The following is a 20,992-nucleotide window of genomic DNA, read 5'->3' as shown; positions in this document are numbered from 1 at the left end:
TAAAATTCTTCGAAAGGTTTTTATGTCTTCAGCATTCGTGATTGATCCCCCAGCAGTAATTTCATTGCCTGTGACTGGCGATACTCGTCGCTTCGCCGTGAATCGTATTTACTGCGTTGGTAGAAACTACGCCGATCATGCACGAGAGATGGGCCATGATCCTGATCGAGAGCCACCATTCTTCTTTATGAAGCCTGCTAATTCAATTGTGACTGATGACAAAGATATTGCTTACCCAAATTTATCAAAGGATGTTCACCACGAAATTGAAATGGTGGTCGCTATTGGTAAAGGCGGCGCAAATATCCCTGCAGAAAAAGCCTTGGAGCATGTCTATGGTTACGGAGTTGGTCTGGATATGACTCGGCGCGATCTTCAAGGTGAGGCAAAGAAGATGGGCCGCCCTTGGGATACCGGCAAAGCATTTGATCAATCTGCCCCTTGCGGTGAGATCACACCAGCCAGTCAGTGCGGTCATCCTGCCAAAGGCGCCGTTAAGCTCTTAGTGAATGGTGAAGTTCGTCAAGAGGGCGATCTCAATCAGTTGATTTGGAATGTGCCTGACACGATTGCTTATTTATCTACCTTATTTACCTTGGAACCAGGTGACTTAATTTTCTCCGGTACGCCAGCAGGTGTTGGCCCAGTTAAAAAAGGGGATGTACTTGAAGGTAGTGTTGCCGGTTTACCAAACTTAAATACAAAAATTCTTTAAATCAAAAAGAAAGTCGGATTGATGACAAGTTTTCTCAAGAAAGTATTGCTGATTAGTGCAACGTTAGTTGCATCGGTTTTTTTGGTTTCATGTGCTAATACTGAGAAGACCTCATCAACTCCACCTGCCAGTCTTTATGCTGATGCAGCTCCTTTAGATTTGCGAATCAGCAAATGGCCTTACCCGTACCCACTCAAAGAATTTAAAACTTCTTTACAGGGGCAAGCAGCAAGCATGATGTATATGGATGTTGCGGCCTTAGGCAAGCAAAAGGGTGTGGTGGTGTTATTTCATGGCAAGAATTTCTCCAGTGATTATTGGTCCTTCACTATTGCAGGCCTTTCAAAGGCCGGCTATCATGTGATTGCTCCTGATCAGATTGGCTTCGGAAAGTCTTCTAAGCCAGATGTGGCATACCACTTTGATGATTTAGCTGCCAATACGCAAGACTTACTGAAGTCCCTCAATATTAAGCAGGTTTCAGTCATAGCGAACTCCATGGGCGGCATGGTAGGTATTCGTTTTGCGCGCTTATACCCACAAACTGTCCAAAAGCTAGTATTGGAGAACCCTTTAGGACTTGAGGATTACAGCAAAGACATCCCTCCGCAACAGAATGACGATTTGCTTAAGCTAGAGATGGCTCAGACTGAAGCGAGTTATCGCCGCTTTCTGCAAAGTTATTTTCCAAACTGGCAGCCTGCTTATGAAAAGTTTGTAGAGGTCTATGTGCGCGTGCAAAAAGGTCCAGACTATCCGGCCTATGCAAAGACTTCAGTGCTGACTTACCAAATGATTGCTGAAAAACCAGTGGTCAATGATTTGCCACAATTAAAGATGCCGGTGTTATTGGTGATTGGCCAAAAAGACCGTACAGTATTTGGTCGACGCTTTGCCCCACCAGAGGCAGTGAAGTCCTTGGGCAACTTTCCAGAGTTAGGTAAGAAAGCGCAAGCAGCTATTCCGAATGCAAAGCTAGTACCAGTTGAAAATGTGGGACACGTACCTCACGTTGAGGTGCCCGATCAGTTCCTGAAAGTCGTGGTGGAGTTTTTAAACTCTAAAAGCTAGTCCAGCAGCCTTACTTATTCCCCATTCCACTGAGGCGGACGACCTTCTAAGAAAGCGTTCACACCCCCTCTAAAGTCCTTGCTGTTATAGGTTTCTCGCATCAGATCTGTGCAGTCTGGAAGATTGCTTTGGAGTAAGCGTGCCAATGTCAGCTTGCTGGCTTTTTGTGTGATGGGAGCAAGGGTCGCTAATTTTTGAGCGAGCGCATTGGTAACAGATTCGATTTCTGCGGACTCTGCCGTTTGATAGAGGTAGCCTGAAGCTAATAATTCTGGTGCCTTAATAAGTTCCGCAGTCAGAAGCATTTTCTTCACTGTTGGAGTTCCTAGGTGAGCCGCAAGCCAAGATAAATTACTTGGCGATAAGCAATTCCCCAAGGTCTTGGCTACCGGTATACCGAAACGGGCATTCGGCGTCGAGATCCGAAAGTCACAGAAAGTGGCCATCAACAGACCACTACCGACTGCTAAACCTTCAATCATGGCAATAGTCGGCATCGGCAGTTGTTGCAGTGAGGAGAAAATATGATCAACAGCAACTTCATATGCTTCATTCTCTTTGAGATCAACAAATTGCTGAATATCACTTCCAGAAACAAACGCTTTATCTCCTGACCCTCGCAAGATGACCACTCGAATTTCAGGATTGTTAGCTAAGGAGTCGCAAATCCTTTTGAGCTCTTCATACATTGGCCAAGTGAGGGCATTACGAGCGGCGGGGTGATTAAAAACAACCCGTGCCATATTCCCATCAATCTGTAGATCTAAGCAGGGAGGGGAGGGGCTGGTAATCATGAGCCCATTCTAAACAAAAGCCCTTTCCCAAAGCCCTGAATTTATGGAATTACCCCTACTCTAAGAGTCCTGCGCTAGAATTCCCTTATGTATATGTTTCTACCTTTTCTGATGGCTTTTATCGGCCTTGTTTTAGTCTGGTTTGAGAAGCGTCTTGCAGGTTTGACAGTTTTGGCGATTACCGTTGCCATTCTTCTGGTTTGGTTCCGTTTTCATGCAACTGACCATCTCAACATCAGTCTGTAATTGATTGTGAGTAAACATTCTCTACCCTCTCTAGCCGCGCTTGGTAATCAGTTTGCATTGCTAGCCGTTGTAGGCATGCTGTCATATGCCTTTGTAGATCAGCTCTACTTTGGTGAGTTGCCTTGTCCTTTGTGCTTAATGCAGCGCGTTGGATTTGTGATTATTGGTTTTGCTTTGGTGCTCAATATTCGTTGTGGTGCTTATTCATCCCATTACGGATGGGGCATCATTGGCGGCTTGGTTGGTATGATGGTTTCTCTTCGTCAGGTGTTCTTGCATATTCTGCCGGGCGACAAAGGATTTGGAAAAACATTTTTAGAGTTGCATTTCTATACCTGGGCATATGTTGGGTATACCGGTTTGTTAATGGGTCTTGCAGTGCTATTAATGCTACCTAACCGTGAAGTTCGCTCACGCTCATGGTTTGCCAATGCCCTTGTCATTGCATTCGTTCTCTTGGTTTTTGGCAATCTCGTATCTACACTCTTGGAATGCGGTATCGGCCCCTGCGCTGATGACCCAGTGAGGTATGAGGGCTGGTTGTGGCTACGCTCTCGCTTTGGTTTTTAACCTAGACCTTCCGGTCTAGCTCTACATTTTGAGCATGCCATTCTCTAAAGTTCTGAAGAGCTTTCTCTTTATTTCTGTGTTGTGGGTTATTGGCTTTAGTGTTCATGCGCAAAGTACATCCCAGAAAAACACTACCTGGCCAAAACAAGCAATTCGCATCGTTGTAACCTTTACCCCCGGTGGTGCTCCAGATATATTGGCGCGCGTTTTAGCGGAAGATTGGCAGCAAAACTTGGGTGTACCAGTGCTGGTCGAGAATCGCCCAGGCTATGGCGGTAATATTGGCGCTGATCTCGTTGCTAAGAGTGATCCAGATGGCTATACCTTATTAATTGGTACGGTAGGCATTCATGCGATTAATGGTGCGCTGTATGAAAAGATTTCATACGATCCCGCGAAGGATTTCACACCCATTAGCTTTTTAGCAAGCACACCAAATGTATTAATTGTGAATAAGAAATTAGGCGTTAACAATCTTCATGAGTTAATTGAGCTAGCAAAAGCCAAGCCAGACCAATTGACTTTTGGTTCATCAGGCGTTGGCACTTCTTTGCACATGTCAGGTGAATTGTTTAAACAAATAGCAGGTGTTCAAATCCGTCACATTCCTTATAAGGGACGAGCGCAATCTTTACCTGACTTACTCAGTGGTCGCATTTCTATGCTTTTTGACAATCTTTCCTCTTCCTTAGCCTTGATTAAGGCTGGAGAGGTTCAGGCCTTGGGAGTGACTACACTGAAGCGCTCACATGCCGCCCCTGAGATTCCCACTCTAGCTGAGCAAGGTTTGGCCGGTTTTGAGGCTGTATCTTGGTTTTCATTGATGGCACCAGCAAACCTTCCGCCTGATATCCAAAAACGCTTAAATCAAATGGTGCGCCAAACTTTGAGCAATCCCAATGTCAAATCCAAGCTCTTGGCTGGTGGCCTGGACCCCGCTCCAGGTAGCCCAAAAGACCTTTCTAAGTTGATTGCCTCCGAGGCAAGCAAATGGGGCAAGGTAGTACAGCAATCAGGTGCAAAATTAGAGTAATAAACCCCTATTTTCTTGTCAACCCAAGCCTATTTTTAAGCGTTAAAGGTATGTGGTCTTCATTTTTTCCTCTTTTTCATAAACCCCTCAATTTGCCTAAATTTTCAGCATTAGACATTTCTAAGTTCGGCGTGACTTTGACTGTCTGTTTGTTGGTCGGTTGCGCTACGCAGACTCAGCAAATCAAGATGAATGAGTCCAAAGAGCAGTTTAAAAATGGTGATCTGCAAAATACGACGGCGGCCATTCAGGGCGCCTTCAAGGATAAAAATACCCTGTATTACATGGAGCTGGGCGAGGTACAAAGACTGCAAGGTCCCGCTCAGATTCCCAATAGCACCCAAAACCTATTAGCTGCAGATCAATTAGTCAGTCGTTGGGAGGTGACTACCAGCGACAAACTCAGACGCTCTTTTTCAGGAGCAAGTGGTTACGTTTTGTCTGAAGGTTTCAGTAGTGAGTATGACCCTAAACCTTATGAAGTGAGTCTATTAAGCCAAACCATCGCTTTAAACCACATCTCTCAAGGACGCTGGAATGATGCCATGGTGGAAGCCAAAAAGATGGCGCAGCGTGAAAAGGTTATTGAGGAGTTGATACAGAGTAGGGTGGCCGCAGTCTCCAAGGTAGAGCAGGAGCAGCAAAATAATCCCAATACTCAAGGTGCATCTAGTCGTATTGAAAGTATTAGCGGTTACCCAATCAATCTATTGGATGACGAGGAAACCCGTAGCCTTAAGAACTCGTATCAGAATCCTGCAGCGTATTACCTGTCTGGTTTTATTCACGAGTCACAAGGAGAGGCAAGTCTAGCTGCGCCAGGTTATCGCTTGGCAATTGAGTTGCGACCACAAGTCAACTTCTTTAAAACCAGTATTGCTAAGTTGGACTCCAATATTGCCAATCAAGGCAAAAAAGCGTTTGCTGATACCTTGATTATTGTTGATACAGGTTACATGCCCAAAATTATTCCTTATCAAATCAGCCAGTCTTTTAATCTGGGCGGTAACCCAAAGTTGGTGACCTTAACCTTTCCGGTCATCGAAAAATCTACTGAGCGTTTCAGGCCAACCATGGTTCAGTTAGGCGATAAGGTGGCTAATCCAGAGTTGGTTGCCAATATTGATGCTATGGCTCGCAAGAACTTGCATGATGAGATGCCAGCCTATGTTTTAAGAGCATCCTCTAGAGCCTTAGTCTCTCTAGCCGCGCAATATGCAGCGGATCGAGCCGCCCAGCAAGCGGCGAACAAGCGGAGCCAGAATAACCAAAACAATCAGAATAATGGTAGCGCTGCTCTAATTGGCGCGATTGCAGGAATGATTACGGGATATAGCTTACAAGCAATCAATGTGACTGATGTGCGTCATTGGTCAACTTTGCCCGCGCAAACATACATGGCCAGAATGGGTTTGCCGATTGGACCAACTGTTCTGAAATACACTTTGCCATCGGGCGTAACCGCATCTCAAACGGTTAATTTAGTAGGCGGGTACAACGTGGTTTATATCCGCATGTTTAGAAATAGGGCAACTGTACTGACCTCGAATGATCCTACTGCACTTCCTCCCAAAGATCCGGTTGTTAGCACTCCAATAGTCGCATCTCCAGCCGCCATCTCGCCAGTAAGCCCACAACCCGCTCTCGTTGAATCTAAACCATCTGAGGGTGCATTTGCAGGCTTTAAGAAACTATGGGGAGGCTTTCAGGATCCGCGGCCCGAAGAGTCTGCTTCAGCAGCGGTAATAACTACCCCAGTAGCGACACAGGCAACCCCCGTACCTGCGGCGCCTATCTCAAACCCGACCCCCAATTCCACCCCCAACACTATCCCCGCTAGCGGTAATATGGAAGGGGTGAAGCCTTACGAGCCACCCAATCTGTTGAATAGCTTTCAGCAGCTTTTTAATTAGGAAAGACCCAGATGAAAAAATACCTCGCAATCCTGATGACGGCACTTGCTCTTGTCGCATGTAGCTCAACGCCATCCATGAAGGACATGACGGTACGCATGGGTGATACGGATAGCATTCAAATTACTGATATGCGTAGTTTGATGCGCAATGGCGTATTGACAGCGCAGGTAACCATACAGAATGACAGCAAATCCAATCTCGTGTCTTATCGATTTAAGTGGATTGGTAAAAACGGCATGGCGGTAACAGATGAGGAGCCGTGGAAGCCTGTAACAGTAGGTAAGGGGCAGTCGACCGTTATCATGGGAATCGCCCCAACGCCAGATGCTACTGACTTTCGTTTTGAATTAAATCAATACAAATAAAAATCAATTAACTATTTAATATTAAAAAGATTTAGGCTTATTAAGGATGATCATGAACACTAAAACTATTCGCTTATCTGCTATTGCATTATCAGTAGCAGCGCTTGCTGCATGCTCAGGACCGCAGGTTCGTTACGGCGATGCGAAGGCGGTAGAGACCGTTAATGCAAACTATGGATCAACTGATCTACAGATGATTGCCGAGGCAATGACAAGATCACTGCTCCAGTCTAAGGCTATCTCTGGAAGTAAAGATGCGCCTATTGTGACGCTTGCAGATGTGAAGAATAAGACTTCTGAATATATCGATACGCGTGTAATTACCGATAAGATCCGCACGCAGTTAATGAAGAGCGGTCAAGTGCGATTCGCAGTGAGTGTTTCTGAAATGCAAAATCAGACTGAAGAGCTCAAGCGTCAAAATCAGTCAGGTTTATATAAGAACAGCACGATTGCCAAGACCGGCAATATGCAGGGCGCTCAGTATCGTATCGAAGGATCGATTGCTTCTATTGTCAAAAACACCAAGGATGTGAAAGACGTTTATTACGTATTTAATCTCAACCTCATTAACAACGAATCCGGTTTGCTCGAGTGGGCTGATGAAAAAGAGATTCGTAAGACTGCTACACGCTAATACGCAACTCAACACCATAAAGAATTGAGCAACACATGAATAAAATATTATTAGCTTGTGCGGGTATGAGCGTAGTTTTTTTGGCTGGCTGTGCTAGCAAGCCGCCTGCTCTCGTCGAATCTGCGTATATTGGCCAAGTTCCAGCAGACCCACCCAAAAATCCCGTAATCAGTGCTGAGGCACTAAAGGCCGATTCCAAGTCAATTGCAGTCACTGATATCTACTTTAAGAAAGAAGGAAAAAATTTAACGTTTGTCGAAGAAACTAGGACGACTACAGATAGCAATATTTCTTCTGCGATTGCGCCCAAGACTATTGAGGTGGATGCGGATAAAGCCAATGCATCTGCTATTGCTGGCGGGGCAAATTCATCTGCGTTCCCAGTGAAGTTCACTAATTTGGCCGATCCTACAGCTACTAGTCCAGGTGTAGCCGCAGCGCCTGTAACGGATACGGCAGCTCCAAGTAACAGCTCTTCAAGCGCCAATACTCAAAGTATGAAGAAGTCGGGATATCAGGCCAATAATGAGTATGGAGAATTGCGTTACTTGGCCAACCCCATTCGTGGCCTGTTGATTAAGTCTGGCTATAAAGTGGTTCAAGCCAAGGCTGCCGTAGCCGCCCCTAATCAAGGCGATGAGTACTTTGATATTGTTAAACGGATCAAAGCTGGCGATTTCGGTGATGCAGACTATGTTTTATACGGTGTGTTGGCGGAAGTCTCTAGCACGGATAACGTATCTGATATTCCTGGAACCAAATCTACCTCGCAACAGATGACGCTTGAGGTAACGGTGGACTTTAATATCGTCGACACCAAGACAACGCAAATCGTTGCGTCATTTGTAGCTTCTGGTGAAGGTAAGGACGTCCAAATCGATGGCAGAGACACTGGATATAAACCAAGTAATGCAAAGTTAATGAAGTTGGCTTCATTGGATTTGGCTGAGGATGTACGCAAGCATTTGGCTGATCAAAACTTTATTACTAACAATCCTGGTTCGGCAGGGCAGTTGCGTAACCTCAAAACCCGTTTAAATGACGATGCCTCCACTTTGAAGGTCTATAAGTAAGGGACTCAAAGTAGTTTGCCTTAAACCTGTACCGGCGGATGCGTCTTCTCATAGCGCTCCGCCGTTCTTCTAAAGAGATAGAGCAAAAAGCACGCAGCTAAGCCTAGACTTAAGCTGTTGCCAGCCCAAAAGCCATTGGCGCCCTGTAGGAATGCCGGTGTATTGCCAAATATATTAAAGCCCATGAGGTAGCCGCCACCAAGGCCTACGCCCCAGAGTGAGCCTGCATAAATCACCATCGGTAAAAAAGCAATGCGATAGGCCCGCAGAATAAATGCCGCGGTAACTTGAAGGGCATCAAATACTTGATAGAAGGCTATAAATAAGAAGAGGGGGATAGAGAACGCCTTTACCTCTGCTGGTGGATCGTATAAATCCAATAGCTGTATTCTGAAAATCCAAACTGCGATACCAATAGTGATGCACAGCGTGGTGGTAAAAAAGACAGATGACCAACCGATCTCTTCGGCACGCTCGGGCTTGTTGGCACCAATAGATTGTGACACTAAGGTCATGGTTGCAATGGAGAGGGATAACGGCACCATGTAGATGACGGTTCCCATGTTGGCTACGATTTGATGTCCCGCTAATGCCGTAGTTCCAAGGCGGGCAATAAAAAGCGACATAAACGTGAAAGAGGTTACTTCAATCAAGTAACTAAATCCAATAGGTGCACCGAGCTTTAATAATGTCCAGATACGATGCCAATCCGGCATGCTAAAGCGGGCAAAGATCTTAAATGGTTTATAAAAGCGATCAAATAAAACGAAGCCTAGAGTCATGAGTAGCCAAGACCAGTTAATGATGACGGTAGCTACAGCGCAGCCTGGTCCGCCCATGCCCTCTATGCCTAAGCCTCCATAAATAAAGAGTAGGTTTAAGGGTAGCTTGAGTCCTAGGCCAATAATTTGTACAACAGTGATGACGGTGGGGCGTGAAACTGCATTGTGTAGGGCCATCAATATGCGCATAGCCATGCTGGCTGGTAAGCCAATTGCTAGGATATTGAGATATAACTTTGCTTTACCTTCAATAACATCATTGACTCGGGAAATAGCTAGCAAGTGATCTGCATTGAGCAAAATGAAGCAGCCCAAAATAGTGAGACCTAAAGCAAGCCAAGCCGCTTGCCGCACTTCTTCGCCGATTTCTCCAAAACGTTTAGCGCCAAAGAGTTGTCCTGCAATTGGTGCTAACGCCGAGATCACTCCGGTGAGGCCTACGTAAATGCTGATAAAGATGGCTGATGCCATTGCCAGCGCCGCTAAATCATCGGCTGAATAACGTGCCGTCATCGCAGTATCGAGCACGCCAAATGCAATCACAGCAAGCTGTCCCACTAATAAAGGTCCGGCTAGTTTTAGTAAAGAGGGGATGTCCTCGCGAAGGCGCGATAGTTTAAAGTGCAGCACGAATTATTCCGGGATAACTTCGTAGAGACGCAGGCGTTCATCGCGGTCAGCAGCGCGACGATCTTCCCAGAGCAGTGTGAGCTTTTTATTATTTAGCTCTGCATATGCCTTTGCTTCGGATTGGCTGTGGGTTAGCATCCATGGGCAATTGGAGTCATCTCGCAAATTGAGCTTGGAGAAGTATTCAAAAGAGGCGAGCTGTGCAGGACCTAGATTGGTCGTGTCTATGCAGCTACCGCCAGCGGGGATTACTTGCGCCAATCGCGCAGAAACCTGACGATAGGTTTTAGCGTAGTTAATAGTTGGCAGCCATAAAGACATCAGCAGTACCCACATCAAAGTAGTCCCTGATGCTGAGATGATGAGGCAGCGCCAGATTTCTTTCGGGGCCCGAGAAGTTCTCCAGCGAACTACTGCCAGCCATACACCCGTAGTAGCAAGAGCTACGATAAAGGCTAAGACATTAAATTGACCAGTAAATCCAGGTAGTAGGCGTGCAATATTGGCGGCCGTAGATTCTGGGTAGCCAGTTACTTTTGCGAGCCAAATAATCCAAATAGCTAGCGCGATCAGCGTAAAGCTAAACATTGCAAACCAATCAATAAAGCTAATGACGCTTCGCTTAAGAACAGGCAGGCTAAATGCGGCAATAATCGAAAGGCTTGGAATCAAAATCATTAAGTCATGTTCATTTGCTTCTAGGCGGAACAAAACATAAATTAAGCTGCCGATGAATAAACTCAAAGGAATGCAAAGATGGGGTGCGCGCCATGCGCCCGATTCTTTAATGCGACCCCAGTGCGCAAGGGAGATGATTGCGAGCGGCCAGACGGGCCACGCGTAAGCCCAGAAGTTCACACTCAAGAAACCGAGTGATTCAATTGATGGAGTAGCGCGCATTTCCGGTACATTGCGCCAGCCTTCTTCAGCGATATGACGCCATTGCGCTGGCAGATCGGCTAGATACCAAATCAGCGGCCAAATCGCAAAACCGATTAAACCTAAAACGGTGCTAGTCAGCGTCCAACGAAAGCGTAACTTCGCATTGCTAGCAATGACTGCAATGATGGTGGAGGTAACAATGATTAAGCTGAGTGTGAGATTGCTTGATAGGGCGACGATGGCAATACCAAGGCCAGTCCAAAAACCACCTTGCCAAGGTTTATCTAAGCCGCGCACTGTGCCATATAGCACGATGCTAATACCCATGAGCTGCGCCATCATTGGTGTTGTTTCATGGGCGCGTTGCGCTAGACCTACGCATGCCAAGAAAATGAGCAGCGCACCATCAGCTAAGGTCATGCCGTAGCTCTTTAAATCAGGCTGACCACCAACCGCTAATGCCATCGGCTGCACTTCACGACGACGACCTAATAAATAGGTGGCATACCAAATTGCTAGTGCAGCAGAGAAGAAGCAGATGGCGGCGTATAAGCGTGCAGCATTAGCGGCGCCAATAAATGGACCAAACCACTCAATGAGGGTGGCGCCCATCCAATAAGGCAAGGGTGCACCAAGAGAGATATCGCGTCCAGCTAAGTGGGGAACCATCCAGTCTAAGGAGTTACCGCGAAATAGTGTCCACATGCCACCAAACCCAATGGCATCTTCATTCTTCCAGGGGTCCCGAAAGAAGAGGCCAGCGAAACCATAAACTAAGGTCAGCGCAAAAATAATAATGCGCGGAATAGATTTAGTGGCAGCGGCAGTAAGTTTGACCATGGGTGAAGTTCAAAATAAAAAAGGCAGCAAACGCTGCCTTAATTATCTCGCAGAGCAGGTATTTAACATACCCCGCGAATAGAAGTGGTTTAAGCCTTCTTCTTAGCTGGCTTTTCAGCAGCTTTAGCTTCTGCAGCAGCAGCTTTTTTCTCAGCTGTTTTAGCAGCGCCATCACCGGTAGCTTTAGCAACAGCCTTAGTACCGAATTTCTGACGGAATTTCTCAACACGACCAGCGGTATCCATAATTTTCTGGGTACCAGTGTAGAAAGGGTGTGATTCAGATGAAGTCTCGATCTTGGCCAATGGATATTCATTGCCATCTTCCCACTTGATTGTCTCTCTAGTAGACATAGTGGAGCGAGTCTTGAAGCTGAAGTTATTGGAAACGTCTACAAAGACGATTTCGCGATATTCGGGGTGAATGCCAGGTTTCATGTTGAGTCCTATGAGCGGGGAGCCGTTTGAGCCAAATTGGCTGAAATACTTTCCCAGGTTTTAAAAGCGGTAAAGGCGAAATTATGCCATGAAATCAACAACAAAGCGCTGTTTAGGTGTCCAAAAAGGGCTGAAACAGCCCTCTAGACCCCTAAATTAGCCTCCGCGACGCATTAAGTCGAAGAATTCACCATTATTTTTGGTTGATTTGAGCTTATCTACGATGAAGTTCATCGCCTCGATATCGTCCATATCGGCCAGCAATTTACGCAATACCCAGATCTTCTGGAGGTTCTCAGCTTTAACCAAGAGTTCCTCACGGCGGGTGCCAGACTTATTGAGGTTAATCGATGGGTAAACACGACGCTCAGCCAAACGACGCTCAAGGTGAACTTCCATATTGCCAGTACCTTTGAACTCTTCATAGATGAGGTCATCCATGCGGCTACCAGTTTCAATCAGAGCAGTTGCGATGATGGTTAATGAACCACCTTCTTCAATATTACGGGCGGCACCAAAGAAACGTTTTGGACGTTGTAATGCATTGGCATCCACACCACCAGAGAGTACTTTGCCTGATGAAGGAACAACAGTGTTGTATGCGCGTGCAAGACGAGTAATTGAATCAAGCAAGATGATCACATCCTTACCCATTTCAACTAAGCGCTTGGCTTTTTCAATCACCATCTCGGCAACTTGAACGTGACGTACTGCTGGCTCATCAAAGGTAGAGGCAACGACTTCACCGCGAACAGAGCGTTGCATCTCAGTTACCTCTTCAGGACGCTCGTCAACGAGCAACACAATCAAAATCGCTTCAGGATTATTGGCAGCAATCGCGTGAGCAATGTGCTGCATCATCACAGTCTTACCGGATTTTGGTGAGGCCACAATCAAGCCACGTTGGCCGTAACCAATCGGGGAGATCATGTCGATGATGCGGCCAGTGAGGTTCTCTTCGGCTTTGATATCACGCTCTAAGCTGATCACGCGATTTGGGTGCAATGGGGTTAAGTTCTCGAACATGATGCGGTTCTTGAGGGCTTCTGGAGCCAAACCGTTGATCTTGTCTACCTTTACCAAAGCAAAGTAACGCTCACCATCTTTAGGTGTACGTACTTCACCTTCAACGCTATCACCAGTGTGCAAGTTAAAGCGACGAATCTGCGCAGGGGAGATATAAATATCATCAGGAGAAGCCATGTAAGAGGCTTCAGGGGAGCGCAAGAAGCCAAAGCCGTCGGGCAGTACTTCCAATGTGCCGTCACCGAAAACGGTTTCGCCAGCCTTCGCACGTTTTTTCAGAATGGCAAACATTAATTCTTGTTTGCGCATCCGTTGTGTGTTTTCAATCTCCAAGCTAGCTGCCATTTCAAGCAGAGCGGATACGTGGAGGACTTTGAGTTCAGTTAATTGCATGTGGTTCTCGGGTGTTGATGAATTTGAATTTGGGAATTTGTTTTGGAGTATCGCTGCGCTGATTTAGATCACGCAGAAGTGGAAAAACAGAATTTGGGAATTTGCTAAAAGAAGGGGGAGGTAAATTGCTGAAAATCGGAGCACTGATTAGTGCGTTTGAGTAATACTACACCAAAAAATGCATGTGACAAGCGTTTAAAGCGGTAAAAGCCACAGGCTCAGCTGGTGAACTTGTGGTCTGAGACTATTTACAGATGACTATCAATAAATGCAGTCAACTGGGATTTGGCCAAAGCGCCTACTTTTTGAGCAGCCACGGTGCCATTTTTGAAGAGGATTAGGGTAGGAATGCCGCGAATATTGAACTGGGCAGGTACGCCTTGGTTCTCATCTACGTTCATTTTTGCGATCTGTATCTTATCGCCATACTCGCCAGCGAGCTCTTCCAGGATCGGACCAATCATTTTGCAAGGACCGCACCACTCCGCCCAGAAGTCGAGCAGAACAGGTTTATCGGACTTGAGGACGTCTTGTTCGAAAGAGGCGTCAGTTACATATTTAATGCCGGCACTCATGAAAATTCCTTATTTAGACTTATTTAGCGAGTTATTTAATTAGGTCGTTACAACGCTTATATTAGCAATAAGCGAAACATTCTGCTCAAAATAGATAAATTACTCCATTCATGCCCCAGCCTTTCCAAGCCCTTTCTGAGCAAAAGCAGCCACAAGCTTGGGCAATTGCACCCAATAGCCAAGCGCTTACCCAATTGGCAAAAGGCATCTGGGATTGTGCAGTGCAAACCAATCAGCGCCCCCTAGTGGTTCTGAGTACTGCGGGACCATTAATCGGGGTAAGAGCAGCCCTTGAATTAAACCGACCCAAAGATCTTCCAAGCAACATCGCATTCTTGCCTCAAGTCATCAGCTTTACAGATTGGCTGGAAGCTGCGCCAGGCGCATGGAAATTTCCAAAGAAGCAAAGTGATTTAGAGAGGTGGTTGGGGGTCTATGCCACTTTGCGCAAACACAAAGATCTGCAGTCATGGTTTAAAGCCGAAACAGAATCTGGTGCATGGGGTCTAGCGCAAGCAATCGTTGAAGCATGTGACACCTTATCAACTGCAGTGAGTCCACAACTGCAAAAACAGATTCATGAATTCATTCAAAATAATCGGAGTGAGCAAAGTAATCTCGGCGAGATCTGTCTGAGTCAGGCGCAGAATTTGCTCGATAGTACCGTTGCTAAAGTCTACTCAGGAATGGCGCGTAAGGTCGTTGATCAAGAGACCAAGGTCTTGCTCACATTTTGGCGCTACACCGCGAGTGTGAGCGATCCAGCATTTCGTAATCAGTTTGCAATGGCAGCTCATCTCGAAGCTGCTAAGAATGCAAATCCCGCAAGACCTCTGATATGGGTAGAGACTGCTGATCCGACTCCCATCGATCAAGAGATCATCGGAGCTCTGCTGGCCGAGTATGCCCAATATGCTCCTGTGGTAGAGGCCAGGATGAGCTGGGGTGATGTGGGTTTATGGGCAGAGACAATTGGTACTAGTGATGCGCAGGCAGAGGCGCTCAGGAATGTTAGGCAAGCCCATAGCAAGAGTTGGCGCCTGATTGCAGCTAAACGCTTTGAAGAGCTTGCGTGGGCTGCTGCCAAAACAATAGAGCAACATCTGATTGATGGCAAAACTCAGCTGGCACTTGTTGCACAAGATCGCTTGGTGGCTAGAAGGGTGCGTGCACTGCTTTCAAGATTAGGCCCAGCACTTAACATTCGGGATGAAACCGGTTGGAAGTTATCCACTACGCGTGCTGCAGCTGCACTTAATAGTTGGTTAGAACTTATTAAAGCGCCAAAAGATGGGCCCAGTGCAAAAGCCTTGCTTGAGTTTTTGCAGAATCCTTTTTTAGATCTTGGAAAGATTTTGAATCGAGATGCAGAGGTCTGCATCGGACTCATTGCAGAGCTTGAAGATATCCTAGTAGGTAGCAAGGCAGAGTCTGGTTGGAAAACCTTTCATCTAGCTATCGAAGGCGCGCGAGCGAATGCTGCAAAAACCTCTGGCACGATGCCAAGTGCAGCACTATTTGAGTTATTGCAGTTTGCTCGAGAGCATCATCATGAGTGGCTGACGCTTAAGGTTGATTGCAGTACGACCTATCAGTTGTTGCAGGCTAATCTCCAAGCGACTGGCATGGATCAGAGTCTTGAAAAAGACTCGGCCGGTAAGCAATTGCTGGAAGTGCTCAAGACATTTGATTTGAGTAAGACGCAATACCAAAAAACCTCTATTCGTTTGAGTGAGTGGCTTAGTTTGCTTAAAACAGTTATTGAAGGCGCAAGCTATCAAGAAGCTGGTAAAGAAGCCAAAGCCACACTGAGCATTTTGCCTTTGAGCTCTACACGTATGCGTGACTTTGAAGCAGTGGTTGTTGTGGGTTGCGATGAGCAGCAGTTGCCAGCTTATTCAGAGCCACTATTATTTTTCTCAGACGCGCTTAATCAGCTGTTAAAGACCTCAACGATAGCGATGCAGTTTGTGCAGCAAGCTAGAGATCTTTCGCAATTGCTAGTGTCATGTCCCAGTGTTGATTTGCTCTGGCAAAGCAAAAGTAATAATGGAGAACCGCTCAGACCATCGGCATGGATACAGCGTTTGCAAAATCTAGTTAAGTGGGAAGCCATTCCAGCTCAATTGAAAAAACGTGCTTTTGAACCGAGGCCCATGGAGATGGCGGTTGCGCATTTTGAAGAAGATCTACCAATGCCGCTGTCAATGAGTCCCAGCGCCTATAAGGCTCTGCGAGATTGCCCATATCGTTACTATGTGCGCAGTCTATTAGGCTTACGTAAGAACAAAGAGTTTGATGAAGGCTTTGACGCCTCGTTGGCCGGACAGACATTGCATAAATTGCTCAAGCGCTTCTATCAAGCACTCAAAACTCAAGAACATACTAATCCTGCGCTGAAATCCAATTTAGATCAAAGACGTGCTTGGATGGAACAAGTCTTAAGTGTTTATTCAGAGCAAGAGTTTGCTTCTTTGATTGAGGGTGATGCAAGAGTGATGGGCGCGTTAAGAGATTGGCAAAAACAAATTCCTAGTTTTGTAGATTGGCAGTTGCAACGTGAGTTAGCAGGTTGGCAATATTTCGATGGCGAAGTCAAAGTTGGCTTTGATTTGCCATTTAAGGATGTGGATGGCAATCCTAAGATCATTCGTATTGAGGGGTATGCCGATCGTTATGACATCAATGTAGATAACAACAAGCTTGCCTCAGTGATTGACTATAAAAATCAACGTTTTGAGAGAGTCAAAGTAAGGGCTGAGCATATTCTGGATGATCCACAGCTATTGATCTACGCACGGGCCGCCAATGAAGGTCAAGAAAGCCATAAGCTGACTGGACATCGGGTGCAGCAAGCCGAATGGGTGGCCTTGAAGGCGGATGTTTCTAAGGGTGAGCAAAAAGCACTGCGCAGCCAAGAGGTGGTTTATATGCCGGAAATAATGCAACAGTTTTCCGAGCAAATTACAGAAGACGTAGAGCAGCTTTGGGCTAAAAAGCCCATGCAAGCATTCGCTCCAGAAGGGGTATGTCAATACTGCGAAGCAAGAGGCATTTGCAGGAAGGGGATTTGGTGAGCAATCGAATGAATACGCTTCCAGAAAAGCAACCCTATTCAGAGAGGCTTGCTTGTGATCCACAGCGTTCGGTCATTGTGTCGGCTTGCGCAGGCAGTGGCAAGACTTGGTTATTGGTGGCCCGGATGGTGCGGCTGTTGCTCGATGATGTAAAGCCACAAGAGATACTCGCACTCACGTTTACACGCAAAGCGGCACAAGAAATGCGTGACCGCCTATATGGATTGCTTGAACAATTTTCAAAAAGTGACGATGTCTCTTTGATGAAAGAGTTAACCGCTCGGGGTATAGAAAAAGAGCAGGCCGAAAAATATCTGCCCAAGGCTAAAGCACTTTATGAGCAGGTGCTGGCAAACCCACAACCAATTGTGATTGATACCTTTCATGGTTGGTTTGGCAGGTTACTGGGCGCAGCTCCAGTATCAATGGGCATTCAGCCAGGGTTTAAGTTGCGTGAAGATGCTAAGCGACTGCAAGAGGAATGTCTTGATGATTGGTGGGGAGATCTCACTCCAGAATTGAAAGCGCATTACGACGTTTTGCTGAATCATTTGGGCTCACATGAAACCCAAAAACTTTTAATGGGTAAAGGTAGCCTCTTTAAACAAAGGGGTGCATGGACTTTCTTTGCGAAGCAATGCGATCAAGCGGGTATCACCCCAATAGAGCGCTTGAAGCAATCTCTAAATAAGCTGAATCTACCCAATCCATTGCTAGCTCAGTGGAATGCGCCTAATGCGCTGGCAGACTTACAGTTTTTAGCACGCTGTTTTGAAAATAGCAGCGTAAAAGATAGTGATCTTCTGAAATACTTGCTTCCTGCAATCGCCTGCAAAGAGAATGCTGGCGATGTGCTTGAGGTTGCGGTTAATTTTCAAACCACTTTCTTAACCAAGGAGCCCAAATACCGTAGCAGTAACGACAAGGCTTTAGGTGAAGCGAAGAAATATCTTGAGCGGGTGGGTGAGGCTCATCGTATTGATGAGCACATCGCCATTAAGCAAAATTGGGGCCATGCTTTTGAGGAATATCTGCTATGGCAAGCAGAGCAGGATATCTTTGCAATCAATGAGGCCTGGTTTGCTCTAAATCAATCCATGATGGCGCACGCCAACGCTCAAAAAGAAAATATGCGCGTGCGTGATTTCGATGACTTAGAGCTTGGTGTCAGTTTGCTGATGAGCGATGCCGCTAATGCTGCCTACCTTCAATCTCGCTTGGATGCTAAATATAAGCAAATATTGGTTGATGAGTTTCAGGATACCAATCCGCTGCAATGGCAAATTCTGCTAGCTTGGTTGGCGGGTTATAGCGAAGGTGATGAGAGACCAAAAGTCTTTATTGTGGGTGATCCCAAGCAGTCGATTTATCGCTTCCGTCGCGCTGATCCGAGATTATTTGTAAGTGCAGCCCAGTTTTTGCATCAATACCATGCCGCCGTTTACATTGAACAGGATAAAACGCGCCGTAATGCAGGTGAAATCAATAAAGCAGTAAATGTAATCTTTCAGGGTGAGCAAGTTCCCCCCGATTACCCATACTCAGAACAGCAAACGCTTTGGACTGCTCCTGTTGAGGGCAAGCCCTCCGACGTTTATGCCCAACAAGGCGAAATTTATTTACTACCGCTGATTCCTTATGTGGAACAGACTCAAGAGTTGCGAGAAGGTAGCGCTTTTGATGGTGCCATTGCGGATTCAAGTGAAACTGTTGGAGTAATTCAGCGCCAGTATGAGGGTGAGTTAGTAGCACGTCTCATTCAAGAAGTGATTGCAACCCGAAAAGTTGCCGATAAAGAAGGTGGCAAGGAAATATGGCGAGACGCCAGGGCGAGTGATTTTTTATTACTCGTCAAGCGCCGTAAATATCTACCCCAATACGAAAGGGCTTTGCGTGATGTGAAGCTTGCCTATGAGAGTCCTCGCCTAGGCGGTCTACTCAATACTCTTGAGATAGACGACCTGATTGCTTTGCTGACTGTATTAGTAACCCCTCGCCATGACTTGCCATTAGCGCAGGTGCTCAGAACCCCGATTTTTGGTTTTACAGAAAAACAAATGCAGCAATTGGCAGTGGCGATGACTTCTGGCCATTACCGCTCCTGGTGGGATGCATTACAAGACAGTAGGGATGTCAAACTACAAGTAGCTGCGCGTTATTTAAAGCATTGGCATCTTTTAGGTGAGCGCTTGCCAGTGCATGACCTGCTTGATCGTATTTACCAAGAGGGTGATGTGCGCTTGAAGTACGCTGCGGTCTGTCAGGACCTCGATCGACCTCAGGTCTTGGCAAATTTAGATGCCTTTTTAGAAGTGGCACTTAATCAAGACGGTGGTCAATACCCAAGCTTGAGTCGCTTTATTCAGGAAATCAATATTAAGCGCCGCGGGGATGACGATGAAACTCCCGATGAAGGTGATGTAGATGCGGCAAGTGATGAGAACTTGGCTGATGTAGATGAAGAGAGTGAGATGTCAGAAGAGGATCGCCATAAGCGTGTGCGCTTGATGACTATTCATGGTGCCAAGGGCTTGGAATCACCCTTTGTCATTATTCTCGATGCAAATAATACCGATACCAATGTGGATTACAGTGGAGTATTGATAGACTGGTCTCCGCAAGAAGAGGGGCCATCGCATCTATCGATGTTTACATCCAAAACATTGACAAGCCCACGTAGCGAAATCAATGAAGCAGAGAAGCAAATTGGTGAAAAAGAAAACTGGAACTTGCTCTATGTTGCAATGACCCGTGCGCGACAAGGTTTATGGATTAGTGGTGATGCTCAAAAACCAACTGCCAACAATCCTAGTGGCTTAGATAAAGCCTCTTGGTATGGGAAGGCGAGCAATGCAGGGTTGACTGTATATCAGGTCAATCATCAGGCTGCAGTCACAGAAGAGACTGAGGCTATAAAATCTAGTAAAGAAAACGCGGTCGAGGATTTTGTCTTGGACTGGAATCCCGCGCAAGAAAGTCATATACAAATGCTGTCTGATATTGAAAGCGGCGTCACAGTTGAAGTATTTGCAGGCGAGGGCGAACGGGTAGAAGATCCCGACCCAGAAATTTTGGAAGAAGGTACGAACTTCCATAAATTGCTCGAGTTCCTCACCCCAGATTCCAGCAATGAAACAAGGCCACCCATGCCAAGCGAGCAAGAGCTGATGAATTGGCTGGGGGTAGATGAGGAGCATGCAAAAACGCTGATCGCTCGGACAAAAACAGTACTAGAGGCTCCCGAACTTAAGCGCTATCTTGCCTCAGGCGAATGGCTACAAGCTTGGAATGAGCTCGATATCGCTAGTGAAGATGGTAAGAGCTATCGCATGGATCGCTTGGTGGAGCTTGCCGACCATCTGGCCATCATCGATTACAAGCTGACTATCCCAGAAGTGGGTAGCGAGAAATATGAAAAGTATCGCAAGCAATTACAGGGCTACCAAGCTGAACTTACGCGCATCAGAAAAGACAAGCCAAACAAGGCTTATTTGATTTCATCAAAAGGCGAGATGGTAGAAGTGAAGTAGGGTGTTAAGCAGCTACCTTGAATTTATTGGCGATCAAGGTCCCCTTGTTTAACTTCTTTTCAACCATCAAGATGGATTTAGATTCTCTTTTTACTTCGCCAAGCACTTGGTTGATAAATGTTTGCCAACCTTCACCTTTGGATTTATAAAAATCTAAAACATCCTTATCAATCCTTAGGGTAACTTGTTCTTTAATCCCGCTACCCACAGGTCTTCCCCTGCCGCGAACGACTCTGTGTTTAATCGCATTCCACTCTTCTTCCGTGATAGGCGGGTTATCGGGGTCAGATAAGGCGGCCTTAGTAATTGCGGCATCCTCTTCGGCACTCAGTCTAATTAGCTTCTTCTTCATAGATTTTCATCTCACGGTTATTTGCTTTTCTTAAACTAATAATTCTCA

At 46.2% G+C, this 20,992-nt stretch carries 18 protein-coding genes; 11 read left to right on the top strand and 7 right to left on the bottom strand.

The window, feature by feature from the left end; genetic code table 11:
* The first annotated feature begins 22 nt into the window (after positions 1-22).
* Together VC182_RS00380 and VC182_RS00375 are read left to right on the top strand one after the other, a co-directional pair.
* Entirely contained in the window at positions 23-715 is a 693-nt protein-coding gene (locus tag VC182_RS00380; RefSeq protein WP_323484164.1) for a fumarylacetoacetate hydrolase family protein, read from the top strand.
* Positions 716-736: 21 nt separating this feature from the next.
* On the top strand, positions 737-1,786 hold the full coding sequence (locus VC182_RS00375; protein WP_323484163.1) for an alpha/beta hydrolase: 1,050 nt from the start codon (positions 737-739) through the stop codon (positions 1,784-1,786).
* Positions 1,787-1,800: 14 nt separating this feature from the next.
* Here VC182_RS00375 and VC182_RS00370 read toward each other — a convergent pair whose 3' ends face one another.
* Entirely contained in the window at positions 1,801-2,580 is a 780-nt protein-coding gene (locus VC182_RS00370; protein WP_323484162.1) for an enoyl-CoA hydratase/isomerase family protein, read from the bottom strand.
* A gap of 87 nt (positions 2,581-2,667) precedes the next feature.
* On the opposite strand from VC182_RS00370, the gene VC182_RS00365 reads away from it, so the two are divergent.
* From VC182_RS00365 to VC182_RS00335, 7 genes are all read left to right on the top strand, one after another.
* Positions 2,668-2,826, top strand: coding sequence for a DUF5993 family protein (locus VC182_RS00365; protein ID WP_323484161.1), 159 nt, complete (start codon positions 2,668-2,670; stop codon positions 2,824-2,826).
* A gap of 6 nt (positions 2,827-2,832) precedes the next feature.
* Positions 2,833-3,396 (top strand): disulfide bond formation protein B, encoded by a 564-nt coding sequence (locus VC182_RS00360; protein ID WP_323484160.1) that lies wholly within the window; start codon positions 2,833-2,835, stop codon positions 3,394-3,396.
* A 34-nt stretch (positions 3,397-3,430) separates the two neighbouring features.
* Positions 3,431-4,429 (top strand): Bug family tripartite tricarboxylate transporter substrate binding protein, encoded by a 999-nt coding sequence (locus VC182_RS00355; protein WP_216121907.1) that lies wholly within the window; start codon positions 3,431-3,433, stop codon positions 4,427-4,429.
* Positions 4,430-4,521: 92 nt separating this feature from the next.
* Positions 4,522-6,342 carry a hypothetical protein gene (locus VC182_RS00350; protein ID WP_323484159.1) on the top strand — a complete coding sequence of 607 codons (1,821 nt, stop codon included), beginning with the start codon at positions 4,522-4,524 and terminating at the stop codon, positions 6,340-6,342.
* Between the two features lie 11 nt (positions 6,343-6,353).
* Positions 6,354-6,710, top strand: coding sequence for a YcfL family protein (locus tag VC182_RS00345; protein WP_215359777.1), 357 nt, complete (start codon positions 6,354-6,356; stop codon positions 6,708-6,710).
* 46 nt (positions 6,711-6,756) lie between these two features.
* Entirely contained in the window at positions 6,757-7,347 is a 591-nt protein-coding gene (gene lpoB / locus VC182_RS00340; protein ID WP_072582137.1) for a penicillin-binding protein activator LpoB, read from the top strand.
* 35 nt (positions 7,348-7,382) lie between these two features.
* Positions 7,383-8,420: a hypothetical protein gene (locus VC182_RS00335; RefSeq protein WP_216242149.1), complete on the top strand. Its 1,038-nt coding sequence runs from the start codon at positions 7,383-7,385 to the stop codon at positions 8,418-8,420.
* A gap of 20 nt (positions 8,421-8,440) precedes the next feature.
* Here the strand turns inward: VC182_RS00335 and VC182_RS00330 are convergent, their stop codons facing one another.
* From VC182_RS00330 to trxA, 5 genes are all read right to left on the bottom strand, one after another.
* A complete protein-coding gene (locus VC182_RS00330; protein ID WP_323484158.1) occupies positions 8,441-9,832 on the bottom strand; it encodes an MATE family efflux transporter in 1,392 nt (463 codons plus the stop codon).
* A 3-nt stretch (positions 9,833-9,835) separates the two neighbouring features.
* Positions 9,836-11,554: an ArnT family glycosyltransferase gene (locus VC182_RS00325; protein ID WP_072582140.1), complete on the bottom strand. Its 1,719-nt coding sequence runs from the start codon at positions 11,552-11,554 to the stop codon at positions 9,836-9,838.
* A gap of 89 nt (positions 11,555-11,643) precedes the next feature.
* On the bottom strand, positions 11,644-11,991 hold the full coding sequence (locus VC182_RS00320) for a type B 50S ribosomal protein L31 (RefSeq protein WP_072582141.1): 348 nt from the start codon (positions 11,989-11,991) through the stop codon (positions 11,644-11,646).
* A gap of 156 nt (positions 11,992-12,147) precedes the next feature.
* A complete protein-coding gene (rho, locus tag VC182_RS00315) occupies positions 12,148-13,410 on the bottom strand; it encodes a transcription termination factor Rho (RefSeq protein WP_011903147.1) in 1,263 nt (420 codons plus the stop codon).
* Between the two features lie 248 nt (positions 13,411-13,658).
* Complete coding sequence (gene trxA, locus VC182_RS00310) at positions 13,659-13,985, bottom strand: thioredoxin TrxA (protein WP_062309025.1); 327 nt, start codon at positions 13,983-13,985, stop codon at positions 13,659-13,661.
* Positions 13,986-14,095: 110 nt separating this feature from the next.
* Here trxA and VC182_RS00305 point away from each other — a divergent pair, with 110 nt between their 5' ends.
* Together VC182_RS00305 and VC182_RS00300 are read left to right on the top strand one after the other, a co-directional pair.
* Positions 14,096-17,062, top strand: coding sequence for a PD-(D/E)XK nuclease family protein (locus VC182_RS00305; protein WP_323484157.1), 2,967 nt, complete (start codon positions 14,096-14,098; stop codon positions 17,060-17,062).
* A complete protein-coding gene (locus tag VC182_RS00300) occupies positions 17,059-20,592 on the top strand; it encodes a UvrD-helicase domain-containing protein (RefSeq protein WP_323484156.1) in 3,534 nt (1,177 codons plus the stop codon). The genes VC182_RS00305 and VC182_RS00300 overlap by 4 nt, the downstream gene beginning before the upstream one ends.
* 4 nt (positions 20,593-20,596) lie before the next feature.
* On the opposite strand, the gene VC182_RS00295 is transcribed toward VC182_RS00300, so the two are convergent.
* Entirely contained in the window at positions 20,597-20,944 is a 348-nt protein-coding gene (locus VC182_RS00295; protein WP_215321817.1) for a BrnA antitoxin family protein, read from the bottom strand.
* Between the last annotated feature and the right edge of the window lie 48 nt (positions 20,945-20,992).

The sequence above is a fragment of the Polynucleobacter sp. AP-Nickl1-40-C4 genome (assembly GCF_035012665.1).
Classification (GTDB): Bacteria; Pseudomonadota; Gammaproteobacteria; order Burkholderiales; family Burkholderiaceae; genus Polynucleobacter.
Note: the sequence above shows the minus strand (reverse complement) of the source record. Positions and strands in the feature narration are given on the sequence as shown.

Bases quoted from the DNA above. Each gene is read 5' to 3' on its own strand.
- VC182_RS00380 (WP_323484164.1), top strand. From the start codon at position 23: ATGTCTTCAGCATTCGTGATTGATCCCCCAGCAGTAATTTCATTGCCT.
- VC182_RS00375 (WP_323484163.1), top strand. From the start codon at position 737: ATGACAAGTTTTCTCAAGAAAGTATTGCTGATTAGTGCAACGTTAGTT.
- VC182_RS00370 (WP_323484162.1), bottom strand. From the start codon at position 2,580: ATGATTACCAGCCCCTCCCCTCCCTGCTTAGATCTACAGATTGATGGG.
- VC182_RS00365 (WP_323484161.1), top strand. From the start codon at position 2,668: ATGTATATGTTTCTACCTTTTCTGATGGCTTTTATCGGCCTTGTTTTA.
- VC182_RS00355 (WP_216121907.1), top strand. From the start codon at position 3,431: ATGCCATTCTCTAAAGTTCTGAAGAGCTTTCTCTTTATTTCTGTGTTG.
- VC182_RS00345 (WP_215359777.1), top strand. From the start codon at position 6,354: ATGAAAAAATACCTCGCAATCCTGATGACGGCACTTGCTCTTGTCGCA.
- lpoB (WP_072582137.1), top strand. From the start codon at position 6,757: ATGATCATGAACACTAAAACTATTCGCTTATCTGCTATTGCATTATCA.
- VC182_RS00335 (WP_216242149.1), top strand. From the start codon at position 7,383: ATGAATAAAATATTATTAGCTTGTGCGGGTATGAGCGTAGTTTTTTTG.
- VC182_RS00325 (WP_072582140.1), bottom strand. From the start codon at position 11,554: ATGGTCAAACTTACTGCCGCTGCCACTAAATCTATTCCGCGCATTATT.
- VC182_RS00320 (WP_072582141.1), bottom strand. From the start codon at position 11,991: ATGAAACCTGGCATTCACCCCGAATATCGCGAAATCGTCTTTGTAGAC.
- rho (WP_011903147.1), bottom strand. From the start codon at position 13,410: ATGCAATTAACTGAACTCAAAGTCCTCCACGTATCCGCTCTGCTTGAA.
- trxA (WP_062309025.1), bottom strand. From the start codon at position 13,985: ATGAGTGCCGGCATTAAATATGTAACTGACGCCTCTTTCGAACAAGAC.
- VC182_RS00305 (WP_323484157.1), top strand. From the start codon at position 14,096: ATGCCCCAGCCTTTCCAAGCCCTTTCTGAGCAAAAGCAGCCACAAGCT.
- VC182_RS00295 (WP_215321817.1), bottom strand. From the start codon at position 20,944: ATGAAGAAGAAGCTAATTAGACTGAGTGCCGAAGAGGATGCCGCAATT.